This window comes from Cupriavidus sp. C1SS-2L, from assembly GCF_057073735.1.
On record NZ_CP172709.1, the window covers coordinates 1,768,590 to 1,781,844 of the forward strand.

Consider the following 13,255-nt stretch of genomic DNA (forward strand, 5'->3'; position numbering starts at 1 on the left):
CCGGGTGCCTCAGGATGACGACTGTTCTTCGATCCAGAGCGACAGCCGCACCTTGTAGGCCTGCTGGATATGGCGGCGCGTGATCTGCTCGGCCAGCGCGGGGTCACGCTTTTCCAGCGCTTCAACGAGGGCAAGGTGTTCCTCGTAGGAACTGCGAGGCCGGCCCGGTACTGATAGTGTGGTGCGGCCGAGAAGCGCCATGGACTCGTGCAGCGACCGCAGCGTCTTGAGCAGGTAGCGGTTGTGCGCGCAACGATGCAGCGTTTCGTGGAACAGTCGGTTGTTGGCGGCCAGCCGTTCGGGATCGTCGATCATGGAAAGGTCGCGCTCGACGATATCGCGCAGCAGCGAGATCTCGACATCGGTGGCGTGGCGTGCGGCCAGCGCGGCCGCGGTGCCTTCCAGCACTTCGCGCATGACATAGAGTTCGCTGACCATGCTGGCGTCGAGCTGGGTCACCATCATGCCGCGGTTCGGCTCGTTGACGACGAGGCCCTCGGATTCCAGCCGCGACAGCGCTTCGCGCACGGGCGTGCGCGACAGGCCCAGCGATTCCGCCAGTTCGACCTCGCGCAGGCGCGTCCCCGGGGAAAGCTGTCCAGCCTGGATGGCCGCACGCAACTGCTGGTAGGCGCGCTCGGAGCGCGGCAGGGACGAGGCCTGGCCGGCGTCGGTGCCGCCGGCGAATTCGGTGGAGATCATGTGAAGCTGGCTGGTTGACCCGTGTAAGCGGTCATCATACCCGCTCGCAAGCCGCTGACATCACTGCGCCGCAATACTGTGCAACGCGGCCGGACGCTTGCCAGGCCCCGCAAGCCGGGGCTGCGGCGTGCGGCGCGTCAGGCGCCGTAGGCCGTCTGCGACTGGAACGGGTGGTACTGGTAGAGCCACGTCTCGGACAACGGCTTGCCATCCAGCCGCAGGAACAGCCGCAGATCGACCGGCTCCTTGCCGTCGGCCGTCAGGTCGAACTGGGCGCGCCAGTGGCCCGGTACGCCGTTGGGCACGGCCTCGGTGAAGACATAAGAGAACTTGCCGCGCGAGGCGGTCAGCACCGCTTCGGGCTTGACGCCGAACGGCAGCTTCTCAAGCGGGGCGCCCTTGAATTCCACCATGAACTTGCGCACGCCCTTCGGGCGCGGCTGGCCCGGCTGGCCGCCGTTGCCCATGCGCGTGGCGACGCAGCGGGCCAGTGGCGAGGGAAACGGCTCGTCGGCCAGCCAGTGGAGCCGGTAGCGAAGCCGATAGGTGTTGCCCGCGCGCGCGGGCGCCTTGGGCACCCACATGGCGACGATGTTGTCATGGATCTCGTCATCGGTGCGCAGCTCGACAAGCTGCACCGCGCCCGCGCCCCAGCCGTCGCGCGGCTCGACCCACAGGCTTGGCCGGCGTTCGTAGTTGACGCCGTCCTGGTAGTGGTCGAACAGGCGGTCGCGCTGCAGCAGGCCGAATCCGCGCGGGTTGTCGTCGCCGAACGCGGATGCCATGGTCTGCGGCGGGTTATTGAGCGGACGCCAGATATGCTCGCCTGCGCCGTTCCAGATCGCCAGGCCGTCGGAGTCGTGGACTTCGGGGCGCCAGTCCACGGCGGTCCCTTTCATGGTCTCGGAGAACCAGTACATCGACGTAAGCGGTGCGAGCCCGAGCCGCGCCACGTCCTTGCGCAGGAACAGCGCGCATTCGACGTCCATGACCACGGCCTTGCCACGCTGCATGACGAACTTGTAGGCGCCGGTGATGCTCGGTCCGTCGAGCAGCGCATAGACAGTGACCGTGTCGCCCTTGCCCTCGGGCGGTTCGAAATAGAAATGCGTGAAGTTCGGGAATTCCTCCGACTTGCCGGCCTCCGCCACGTCGATGGCGATGCCGCGCGCCGACAGGCCGTACTGGTACAGCTCGCCGATCGCACGGAAGTACGACGCGCCGAGGAAGGCGACCCAGTCGTTCTTCTTCCAGTCACGCACCTTCTGGTCGCCCAGCCGGCTTTCCTGGAAGCGGAAGCCCGCGAAGCCGCTGCCGCGCGGCAGCTTGTGCGCTGGACTGTCGGTGGGCATGTCGAAGTAGCTCTCTTCGTAGACGATTTCCCGTGCGTTGCCCTTGCTGTCCTTGCCGCGCTCGATCACGTGCATGCGCACCGGCGTGCGGAAGTAGGTGCCCAAGTGGAAGAACGTCACCGGGAACTGGCCCGGGCCGTCGGCAAACAGCGCGTTTTCCGGACGGAAGCGAATCTTGCCGTGGGCATCGTAGTCGATGCGATCGAGGATCTCGGGTGGCGGCGCGGGCGGGGCGGCATAGGGTTTGCCGGCCAGCGCGCGCGCCTGGTCGATGAGAGCGTCGAAGCTGAACGGGCGGGCGTCGCCCAGCTTGATCCCGCTGGCGGCCAACGCCGAAGGGGGGATGCCCAGTGCGGCCAGGGCAGCCGAGGCGGTGGCGGAAACCAGCAGGGTGCGGCGGTTCATCATGTGGCGTCAGCGTCCTTCTTCTCATCTTCGATCAGTGCAGAACTGTAAGAGACGCCATCGCCGGGCGAAAGTTCGGACACCGACTGTTACAGCAGGTGGTTCAGCCGTCACTGTCCGGCGCGTGCGCGGCGCTGCGCACGCCGCTTCCTGGAAACCATGTTCAACCCTTCAACTGCGGCCGAGAACGCCATCGCCGTATAGATATAGCCCTTGGGCACGTGCGTGCCGAAACCTTCGGCAATCAGCGTCATGCCGATCATCATCAGGAAGGCCAGCGCCAGCATCACGATGGTCGGGTTGCGGTTGATGAAGTTGGCCAGTGGCGTGGCGGCAAACAGCATCGCCGTGACTGCGGCGATCACGGCGATGAACATGATCTCCACATGCTCGGTCATGCCGACCGCGGTGATGATGCTGTCGATCGAGAACACGAGGTCCAGCACCAGGATCTGGCCGATGGCGCTGGCAAAGCTCTGCGATGCACGGGCCTTGCCCGTGTCGTCGCCTTCCGCCTCCCCCGAAACGTGGTGATGGATTTCCCGCGTCGCCTTCCACATCAGGAAAGCACCGCCTGCAATCAAGATCAGGCCGCGCCACGATATGCCGCGCCCTAGTACGGTGAAGAGCGGCTCGGTGAGCGTGACGATAAACGCGATGGTGGCCAGCAACGCGAGCCGCAGGATCAGCGCCAGGCCGATGCCGACGCGCCGCGCCTTTTCGCGCATGTCTGCCGGCAGCTTGTTGGTGAGGATGGAGATGAAGATCAGATTGTCGATGCCAAGCACGATCTCCATGACCACCAGCGTGGCCAGCGCCGCCCACGCGGCGGGATCCTGCAGCAATGCGAGGGACGATTCCATGTCAGCTCCGTTCGAGAGTGGGGCCGATGGAACCGGGCCCGCAAGCGCAGTGTTGCCGACATGTTAGCAACTGCCTTGTGACGAAGGAAATCTAGTTCGCTTGCGAGCGAAAATTAGGGTTGTCGTTCGGCCTTGTGGAATATAGTATGTGATATATCAATGAATACTATCGAGCCATCAAGGAGACAGGCAATGAAAGTGTGCATCTATGGGGCAGGGGCCATCGGCGGCTATGTGGGCGCCCAACTGGCGCGCGCGGGGGCCGAAGTCAGCTTCGTCGCGCGCGGTCCGCACCTGGCGGCCATGAAGGCCAACGGCGTTCGGCTGCTGATCGACGGCGAGGAGCGGGTGGCCAGGGTCAACTGCACGAGTGATCCGCGCGAACTCGGTCCCCAGGATTATGTGTTTATCACGCTCAAGGCGCATTCGGTGCCCGGCGTGGTGGATCTGATGCAGCCGCTGCTGGGACCGCAGACGGCGGTAGTCACGGGCGTCAACGGTATTCCTTACTGGTATTTCTACAAGCATGGCGGCGAACTGGCGGGCAGCACGCTCGAAAGTGTGGACCCGGGCGGCAAGCAGTGGCGCGGCTTCGGCCCCGAGCGTGCGATCGGTTGCGTCGTCTATCCCGCCGCGGAAATCATCGAACCGGGCGTGATCAAGCATGTGTATGGCAAGAAATTCCCGCTTGGCGAGCCGGATGGCAGCCAGTCGGACCGCGTCACACGACTGAGCGAGATGATGATGGCGGCTGACCTGGAAGCGCCGGTGCGAGAAAACATCCGCGATGAAATCTGGCTCAAGCTGTGGGGCAACCTCTGTTTCAACCCGATCAGTGCGCTGACCCACGCCACCTTGGACGTCATCACAGCAAATCCCGCCACGCGGGCCCTGTCGCGCCAGATGATGCTGGAGGCCCAGAGCATTGCCGAGTCATTCGGCGTGAAATTCCGCGTGGACGTCGAGCGCCGCATCAACGGCGCGGGCGCCGTGGGCGCCCACAAGACGTCGATGCTGCAGGACCTGGAGGCGGGCCGCGCGATGGAAATCGACCCGTTGCTCACCGTCGTGCAGGAGATGGGCCGCCTGGTCGGCCATCCGACGCCGATGTGCGATGCAGTACTGGGCCTCATCAAGCAGCGCGACGAAATGGCGCGCCTGGCGGCCTGATCGTCGGCATGACCTACGCCCCGTGCCACAGCCCGCGTGGCCGGGGCGCATTTGATGCATGCAAGTCCGCCGGGAAAGTCACCTTTTCGTGGCTTACCGCCCGGAATGGATATCCATTGTGATATACCATATACGACAGGCCGGGCACCGGGTGGCACGCCGGACTTATAACCGATCGGGTTTGATGCGATCCGGGAATGAGTCCAGATGATTTTGCTAAGCTGTGCAGGAATGCGGAGGGCAGCCATTGTGGCCGCCGCGCCACCGGTCTCACACGAGCTCATTCATGTCTGCGCAAACCCAACCTATCGTCCAGTCACCGGGACTGACCCTCTCCGTGCAACCGATCAACGCCGGCGCCAGCCTGCGCGACCAGGCCTATGCCATGTTGCGCCAGGCCATCGCCGACGCGGATATCTACCAGTCGCGCGACGAGATCCGGCTCGATGAACGCGTGCTGAGCGAGGCCATGGGCGTGAGCCGCACGCCGATCCGCGAAGCCATGACACTGCTGGAGCAGGAAGGCTTCCTGCGCACGGTGCCCCGCCGCGGCATCTACATCATGCGCAAGACCAAGCGCGAGATCGTCGAGATGATCCAGATGTGGGCGGCGCTGGAAAGCATGGCGGCGCGCCTGGCCACGCTGCACGCCACCGACGCGGAAATCGCGCAACTGCGCAGCATGTTCGACAGCTTCCGCGATTCGACGCCGGCCGAGCATATCGAGGAATACTCCGACGCCAATATCGTGTTCCACCAGGCGATCGTGCAGTTGTCGAAGTCGCAGATCATCATGGACACGATCCGCAACATCTTCATCCACGTGAGGGCGATCCGGAAGATGACCATCTCGCAGAGCGACCGCGCGGCGCGTTCGATCGTGGATCACTTGCGCATCATCGAGGCGCTGGAAAAACGCGATACGGAACTGGCAGAGCGCCTGGTGCGCCAGCATTCGCTGGACCTGGCCGACTACGTCGAAAAGCACTGCGACTTCCTTGACTGATCGGCTATTTTTACAGCTTACCGATAAGAACGGCGGACCGAGTCCGCCGTTTTTTGTTTCTGAACGCGGACGTGGGCCGGCTTCACCGTTGGTATGTGATATATCAAGTAGACTGGCGCAAAGGCACCGCCCGGTTGGCCCGATACATCATTTGGTAGCGAGTCAGAAGCCGCCGCTTCAGTGCTGGCAAGGGCTCGCTCGGGTGGGGCGTGGTCCGGACGGCGTCGTAATTGTTGCGGTGCACCGACGAAAGTTGAGGCCGAGGTGGGAAAAGAGCTTGCCGTTCTCTGATATATCACATACCGTATGTCATCAAGACGGTCGAAAACGATCGGCAAGAGATAGAAGCATCCAGCGGGCCACCCGCCACCGAATTCAAGTCAAACGAGGAGACCAAGCATGTCCGAAGTCCACGCGAAGCGCGCCGAGAGCCGTACCGCGGAAAACACCCTGAAGACCCTGTACCAGTAAACAGACGCCATCGGAACCGAGGAGACATCGCCATGGAACGAAAAGCACTGGATGGCATCCGTGTTCTGGACATGACGCACGTTCAGGCAGGCCCTTCCGCCACGCAGCTGATGGCATGGATGGGCGCCGACGTGATCAAGGTGGAAATGCCGGGCCGCGGGGATATTACCCGCAGCCAGCTGCGCGACGTGCCCAACGCCGACAGCCTGTACTTCACCATGCTCAACAGCAACAAGCGCAGCCTCACGCTGAACATGAAGACGGCGGAAGGCAAGGCGTTGCTCGAAGACCTGATTCAGCGCAGCGACGTGCTGATCGAGAACTTCGGCCCTGGCGTGCTCGCACGTGCGGGTTTCGACTGGGACCGCATGCAGGACCTGAACCCGCGCCTGATCTATGCATCGATCAAGGGTTTCGGCCCCGGTCCGTACCAGGACTGCAAGGCCTATGAAAATGTGGCCCAGTGTATGGGCGGCTCGGCCTCCACGACCGGCGATGCCGCAGGCGTGCCGACCGTGACCGGTGCGCAGATCGGCGATTCGGGTACCGGCGTGCATTGCGTGGTCGGCATCCTGGCTGCGCTGCTGCAACGCGAGCATTCGGGCCGCGGCCAGCGCGTGGAAGTGGCCATGCAGGATGCGGTGCTGAACCTGTGCCGCGTGAAGCTGCGCGACCAGCAACGGCTCGATGCGGGCCCGCTGCGCGAGTACCCCAACGAGCAGTTCGACGACCACGTGCCCCGCGCCGGCAACGCATCAGGCGGCGGCCAGCCTGGCGCCGCGCTGCGCTGCTCGCCCGGCGGCCCGAACGACTATGTCTACGTCATCATCCAGCCGCAGGGCTGGGAGCCGCTGATGCGCCTGTGCGGCCGCGAAGATCTGATCACCGATCCGGAGTTCGCCTCGCCCGAGGTGCGCCTGAAGAAGCTCGGCGAATGCTTCGGCATCATCGAGCAGTGGACCATGGGACTGACGAAGTTCGAGGTGATGAACGCGCTCAACGAGGTCGATGTGCCGTGCGGTCCGATCCTGTCGATGAAGGACCTGATCGAGGACCAGTCGATGTACGACCGCGGCTATCTGGTGGAGCTGGAGCACCCGACGCGCGGCAAGTACGTGCAGCTCGGTTCGCCGATTGCACTGTCCGATTCTCCGGTAAAGGTGGAACGTGCCCCGCTGCTGGGCGAGCACACCGAGGAAATCCTCGAGTGGCTGGGCCGCACGCCAGCCCAGATCGCCGCGATGAAGCTGGCCGGCGCCGTCTGAGCGTCCGCCTTCCTCTCCTCTTCTTCCCCTGTTTCTCACACCGAGCGGGCGCGCCTGGCGCGTGCCCGCCGGAGGAGTTCGTGCTGTGAAATCCTGGATTCGTTTTCGCCGTCCCGACGGCAGCGTCGGCTACGGCCGCACGGAAGGCGACGGCAGCGACTGCGTCATTGAGTTCGATGGCCCTGGCTATGTCGATCCTCAACCCACGGGCGCCAGTTACAAGCTTGGCGAACTGCATCTGCTCGCCCCGTGCGAGCCCGGCAAGGTCGTGGCGCTTTGGAACAACTTCCACGCTCTGGCACGCAAGCTGGAAAAGCCCGTGCCAACCCATCCGCTGTTCCTGATCAAGCCGGCCACTTCGCTGGCGGGCCCTGGCGATGCCGTGGAGCGGCCGCGCAGCTATGACGGCAAGATCGTCTACGAGGGCGAGCTTGGCATCGTGATCGGCAAGAAGGCGCGCAACGTGTCGGTGACCGAGGCGGCATCGCACATCTTCGGCTACACCGTCGTCAACGACGTGACCGCCGCCGAGCTGATCGCTGCCGACCCGAATTTCCCGCAGTGGACCCGTGCCAAGGGCTTCGACACCTTCGGCTGCGTCGGTCCGGCCATCGTGCCCGGCTTCAATTGGCGCGCGGCCAGCGTAAAGACACGCCTCGACGGCGTGGAGCGGCAGAACTACCCGCTCTCGGACATGATCTTCACGCCCGAAGAGCAGGTCAGCCGCATCTCGCAGGACCTGACGCTGATGCCGGGCGATGTGATCGCTGTCGGCACCTCGCTGGGCGTGGGCTCGATGAAGGATGGCGCGGTGGTGGAGGTGAGCATCGAAGGCATCGGCTCGCTGGTGAACCACGTTCGCGGGTAATCGCGCAATAATCAAAGGGAAAGCCATGCCAATGACAATTGGTGTCCCCCGGGAGGTCCATCCCGGGGAGCGGCGCGTTGCCGCGACGCCCGATTCGGTCAGGGAGCTGACCAAGCTCGGTTATGAGGTGGCAGTGGAATCCGGCGCAGGCCAGCAGGCCTCGTTCTCGGACGAAGCGTATCGTGCCGCCGGCGCAGCCATTGTCGATGCCGCCAGCCTGTGGGCGTCGGTCGACGTCGTCATCAAGGTGCGCCCGCCGCAGGTCCACCCGAGCCTCGGCGTGGAAGAGGCGGCGCTGCTCAAGAAGCACGCCACGCTGATCAGCTTTGTGTGGCCCGCGCAGCAGTTGACGCTGCTGGAGCGGCTGTCGCAACGCGGCGCCACGGTGCTCGCGATGGATTGCGTGCCGCGCATTTCACGCGCGCAGAAGCTCGATGCGCTCAGCTCGATGGCCAATATGGCGGGCTATCGCGCAGTGATCGAAGCCGCGCATGCCTTCGGCCGACCGTTCGCAGGCCAGATCACGGCCGCGGGCAAGATTCCGCCCGCGCGCGTGCTGGTGATCGGCGCTGGCGTGGCTGGCCTTGCCGCCATTGGCGCAGCGCGCAGCCTCGGTGCCGTGGTACGCGCGTTCGACACGCGACCCGTGGTGCGCCAGCAGATCGAAAGTCTCGGCGCCGAATTCCTGACGGTGGAAATCGAGGAAGACGGCAGCGGCAGTGGCGGCTACGCGAAGGAGATGAGCCCGGCGTTCATCGAGGCCGAGATGAAGCTGTTCGCCGAGCAGGCGCGCGAAGTGGACATCATCATCACGACCGCGCTGATTCCCGGCAAGCCCGCACCCCGCTTGCTGGAGGCCGACACGGTGGCGCTGATGCGTCCCGGCAGCGTGGTGGTCGATCTCGCCGCGGAGCAGGGCGGCAATTGCGTGCTGACCGTGCCTGGTGAATCGGTGACGCACAACGGGGTCACGGTGGTCGGCTACACCGACCTGCCCAGCCGCATGGCCGCACAGTCGAGCCAGCTCTACGCCACCAACATCCGGCACCTGCTGACGGAGCTGACGCCCGCCAAGGACGGCCAGCTCGTTGTCGATATGGATGACGAGATGATCCGTGGCGCCACGGTGCTGCACCAGGGCGACGTGACCTGGCCGCCGCCACCGCTGAAGACCTTGCCGCCACCGGCACCTGCAGCGGAAGTGCAGGCGCCCTCCGAACCCGTCGCGCCACCGAGCCGCACGGGCACGACGCTGGCGGCACTGGCTATCGCCGTCATTGCGTTGCTGGCGCTCGGTGCCGTGGCACCACCAGCGTTCATGGCGCACTTCACGGTGTTCGTGCTCGCCATTTTTGTCGGCTACCAGGTCGTGTGGAACGTGACGGCAGCCCTGCACACGCCGCTGATGAGCGTGACCAATGCGATCAGCGGGATCATCGTGGTCGGCGCGCTCGTGCAGCTCGGCAAGCCGTCGCTCGTTACCGCCATCGTCGCCGGCGCGGCGGTGCTGATCGCCACCATCAACATCGCAGGCGGCTTCCTCGTGACGCAGCGCATGCTGAAGATGTTCCAGCGGGACTGAGGAGACAGACATGCCTTCGGGAATCAGCAGTATTGCTTACCTGGGCGCGAGCGCGCTCTTCATCCTCAGCCTGAGCGGGCTGAGCCATCCGGCCAGCGCGAAGCGCGGCAACCTGCTCGGCATCGCGGGTATGGTGATCGCCGTGCTGACCACGGTGCTGGCCGGCAGCCCGGACGGGGTGCCCATCATCATCGGCGCGATGGTGCTCGGCGCGGCGGCCGGCGCGGTGCTGGCCCGACGCGTGGAAATGACGCAGATGCCGGAGCTGGTTGCGGTGCTGCACAGCTTCGTCGGCCTGGCTGCGGTGCTGGTGGGCTATGCGAACTATCTGGACGCGCATGCGCTGACCGGTGCGGAGAAGGCCATCCACGAGATCGAAACCTACCTTGGCATCCTGATCGGCGCGGTGACGTTCACGGGTTCGGTGATCGCGTTCCTCAAGCTGCGCGGCACGCTCGGCGGCAAGCCGACGCTGCTGCCGGGCCGTCACGTGCTCAACGCGCTGGCGCTGATCGTGTGCGTGGTGCTGGCCTACCAGTTCCTCAATGCGCCATCGGTGCAGGACGGGCTGGTGCCGCTGGGCGTGATGACGGTGATCGCGCTGCTGGTGGGTGCACACCTGGTCGCGGCGATCGGTGGTGCCGACATGCCGGTGGTGGTGTCGATGCTTAACAGCTACTCGGGCTGGGCCGCCGCGGCGACTGGCTTCATGCTCGGCAACGACCTGCTCATCATCACCGGTGCGTTGGTTGGCTCGAGCGGCGCGATCCTCAGCTACATCATGTGCAAGGCCATGAACCGCAAATTCCTGTCGGTGATCCTGGGCGGGTTCGGCGTCACGCAGGCCAAGGGCGCGGCGACAGAGCAGGGCGAGGTGTTGCCGGTATCGAGCGACGAGGTCAGCGCGCTGCTGAAGGACGCGAACGAGGTCATCATCGTGCCCGGCTACGGCATGGCGGTGGCGCAGGCGCAGGGCACCATCAGCGAGATCGCAAAGCGGCTGCGTGCGCAGGGCGTCAATGTGCGCTTCGGTATCCATCCGGTCGCCGGCCGTTTGCCCGGGCATATGAACGTGCTGCTGGCTGAGGCGCGCGTGCCGTATGACATCGTGCTCGAGATGGAGGAGATCAACGACGATTTTGAGCACGCCGACGTCGTTCTGGTGGTTGGCGCCAACGATATCGTTAACCCGGGGGCGCTCGAAGACCCCGCCAGCCCCATCGCCGGCATGCCGGTGCTCGAAGTCTGGAAAGCGCGCACCGTGGTGGTGTCCAAGCGCAGCATGGCCGCCGGCTATGCGGGCGTCGACAACCCCTTGTTTTACAAGGAAAACACGCGGATGTGGTTCGGCGATGCCAAGGGCAGCGTAGACGCGTTGTTGCGCCAGCTCGAGGAGGTTCCCGCGTGATTGGCCGCGTTCGTCCGCCGCAAAGCATGACTACGACTTATGTATTAACTTGCAGTCATGCGGCGGACGGCGGCCCAATTGATGCGGAATTCGCAATATATAATCGATCATAAATACATACGATAAAAAAGTTTAAGACTCATCAAATTAAGCATCGGTTAGCATCAATCCCCAGATTTACGTGCCGCAATGACAGGCGCCGATCCCGTTGTGAATAGGGATGCCGAAATAGAGCACCCCAAGCAGTCCCGGCGAGGACGCAGAAAAGCACTAGGAGACAGGTAGATGGCGCATCAAGAAGCGGGAGCCACGTCCGGCAATGGTCGTGGCCTGCAGAATCGTTGGTTTCAGCTGGCCGTAGGCGTGGTTTGCATGGGGCTGGTAGCGAACCTGCAATATGGCTGGACTCTCTTTGTGTCACCGATGGACGCCAAGCATCACTGGGGCACGTCCGCGATCCAGGTGGCATTTTCGATCTTCATCGTCACCGAGACCTGGCTGGTGCCGCTTGAGGGCTGGCTGGTGGACAAGTTCGGCCCGCGGCCGGTGGTGGCGGGCGGTGCACTCTGCGCCGGCCTGGCGTGGGTGATGAACGCGTATGCGACGACGCTGCCGGAGCTGTACGCAGCGGCGGTGATCGCAGGCATCGGGGCCGGTGGCGTGTATGGCACGTGCGTGGGCAATGCGCTGAAGTGGTTCCCGGACAAGCGCGGCCTGGCGGCCGGCCTGACGGCGGCGGGTTTTGGCACGGGCGCGGCGATCACGGTGATTCCCATCGCGAACATGATCCACAGCGCCGGGTACGAAAGTGCGTTCCTGTTCTTCGGCATCCTGCAAGGCGTGGCGATTTTCGCGCTGTCGCTGCTGCTGGTGAAACCGCGCGCGCCGAAGGGTGCCGTGGCGGCGAAGGCGGTGCTGACCAACAAGGTGGAATTCTCTCCCGGCCAGATGGTGAAGACGCCGGTGTTCTGGGTGATCTACGCAAGCTTCGTGGCAGTCGCCGCGGGCGGGATCATGGCAACGGCGCAGCTCGGCCCGATTGCAAAGGACTATGGCTTTGCCTCGATGCCGGTGACGCTGCTGGGCATGACACTGCCGCTGCTGACGATGACGCTGTCGATCGACAATCTATGCAACGGCTTCACGCGTCCGCTGTGCGGCTTTCTATCTGACCGCTTTGGCCGCGAGAACACGATGTTCGTGATCTTCATCGGCGAGGGGCTCGCGCTCTTGGGCCTGATGCAGTTTGGCCGCGACCCCTATGCGTTCATCTTGTTCGCTGCGCTGACCTTCCTGTTCTGGGGCGAAATCTTTTCGATCTTCCCGGCACTGTGCGCGGACACGTTCGGCAGCAAGTTTGCGGCGTCGAACGCAGGCACGCTATACACGGCGAAGGGCACGGCGGCGATGCTGGTGCCGCTTGCATCGATCCTGTCGGCGAATGGTGGCTGGGACGCGGTGTTCACCGTCGCGGCGGTCGTCACCATTGCAGCGGGGATATCGGCCAAGCTGTTGCTGGCGCCGATGCGCAAGCGGTTCATCACGGGCCATTCGGAGACGCCCATGCCGGTATCGGACGGGGCCTTCTTTGCGAGTGCATCGGCCAGGCGCGGCGAATAGGCAATAGGCAGAGAGCATTGCCATCGCCGTACTTGTAGCGATGCATTGAAAGATTGTAGAGGCCTGGCGCATGTCGCCAGGCCATCAGGCGCAAGCGTCTGGAGCAGGGCCAGTAAGAGACCTCGAGGACCTCGCAAAGCATTCCAGCGGGCGTCAAAGCGTCTGAAAATCTGGTATGTAATATATCTTGGTGCCGAACTTCAAAGGCCGCTTGGCCTGTGCATTGGCTTCCTTGATCTGTGCGCGACGCGAATCAATGGCGCACATTGAGGAGTTGCGCTGATTTAGGCACAGATTCGAGCTCGTTTGCTGCAGTGCATCGACGAAAGTTGATGGATAGGTAGGAAAATAGCTTGCCGTTCTCTGATATATCACATACCGTATGTCATCAAGACCGGTCGAATTGATCGGCACAGATTGAAGCAGGGGGCCGAGCCTCATGCACCACGAAGAAAAGTCCAATAGGAGACCAAGCATGTCCGAAGTCGTAGCCAAGCAGCCCGATAGCACCACCGCGGCAGCCACGAAATAACACATTCCCAC

The 13,255-nt window shown here is 63.9% G+C and carries 10 protein-coding genes; 7 read left to right on the forward strand and 3 right to left on the reverse strand.

What is annotated here, in order from left to right; translation table 11 throughout:
- Window positions 1-9 precede the first annotated feature (9 nt).
- The 3 genes from ACIGJG_RS25845 to ACIGJG_RS25855 all read right to left on the reverse strand — a co-directional run bounded on the left by ACIGJG_RS25845 (window position 10) and on the right by ACIGJG_RS25855 (window position 3,322).
- The gene (locus ACIGJG_RS25845; RefSeq protein ID WP_011300789.1) at window positions 10-702 is read right to left on the reverse strand and encodes a GntR family transcriptional regulator; all 693 of its coding nucleotides are present in this window, start codon (window positions 700-702) and stop codon (window positions 10-12) included.
- 137 nt (window positions 703-839) lie between these two features.
- The gene (locus ACIGJG_RS25850; protein WP_140951518.1) at window positions 840-2,462 is read right to left on the reverse strand and encodes an OpgD/OpgG family glucan biosynthesis protein; all 1,623 of its coding nucleotides are present in this window, start codon (window positions 2,460-2,462) and stop codon (window positions 840-842) included.
- A 107-nt stretch (window positions 2,463-2,569) separates the two neighbouring features.
- Entirely contained in the window at window positions 2,570-3,322 is a 753-nt protein-coding gene (locus tag ACIGJG_RS25855; RefSeq protein WP_011300787.1) for a TerC family protein, read from the reverse strand.
- A 192-nt stretch (window positions 3,323-3,514) separates the two neighbouring features.
- On the opposite strand from ACIGJG_RS25855, the gene ACIGJG_RS25860 reads away from it, so the two are divergent.
- From ACIGJG_RS25860 to oxlT, 7 genes are all read left to right on the forward strand, one after another.
- The gene (locus ACIGJG_RS25860; RefSeq protein ID WP_011300786.1) at window positions 3,515-4,492 is read left to right on the forward strand and encodes a 2-dehydropantoate 2-reductase; all 978 of its coding nucleotides are present in this window, start codon (window positions 3,515-3,517) and stop codon (window positions 4,490-4,492) included.
- Window positions 4,493-4,778: 286 nt separating this feature from the next.
- A complete protein-coding gene (locus tag ACIGJG_RS25865; protein ID WP_011300785.1) occupies window positions 4,779-5,498 on the forward strand; it encodes a GntR family transcriptional regulator in 720 nt (239 codons plus the stop codon).
- Window positions 5,499-6,001: 503 nt separating this feature from the next.
- The gene (gene frc / locus ACIGJG_RS25870; protein ID WP_011300784.1) at window positions 6,002-7,234 is read left to right on the forward strand and encodes a formyl-CoA transferase; all 1,233 of its coding nucleotides are present in this window, start codon (window positions 6,002-6,004) and stop codon (window positions 7,232-7,234) included.
- An 85-nt stretch (window positions 7,235-7,319) separates the two neighbouring features.
- Window positions 7,320-8,102 (forward strand): fumarylacetoacetate hydrolase family protein, encoded by a 783-nt coding sequence (locus ACIGJG_RS25875; protein WP_483673270.1) that lies wholly within the window; start codon window positions 7,320-7,322, stop codon window positions 8,100-8,102.
- A 25-nt stretch (window positions 8,103-8,127) separates the two neighbouring features.
- Complete coding sequence (locus tag ACIGJG_RS25880; RefSeq protein ID WP_483673271.1) at window positions 8,128-9,684, forward strand: Re/Si-specific NAD(P)(+) transhydrogenase subunit alpha; 1,557 nt, start codon at window positions 8,128-8,130, stop codon at window positions 9,682-9,684.
- Window positions 9,685-9,694: 10 nt separating this feature from the next.
- Entirely contained in the window at window positions 9,695-11,092 is a 1,398-nt protein-coding gene (gene pntB, locus ACIGJG_RS25885) for a Re/Si-specific NAD(P)(+) transhydrogenase subunit beta (protein WP_011300781.1), read from the forward strand.
- Window positions 11,093-11,377: 285 nt separating this feature from the next.
- Window positions 11,378-12,712 (forward strand): oxalate/formate MFS antiporter, encoded by a 1,335-nt coding sequence (gene oxlT, locus ACIGJG_RS25890; protein WP_011300780.1) that lies wholly within the window; start codon window positions 11,378-11,380, stop codon window positions 12,710-12,712.
- Window positions 12,713-13,255: the final 543 nt, after the last annotated feature.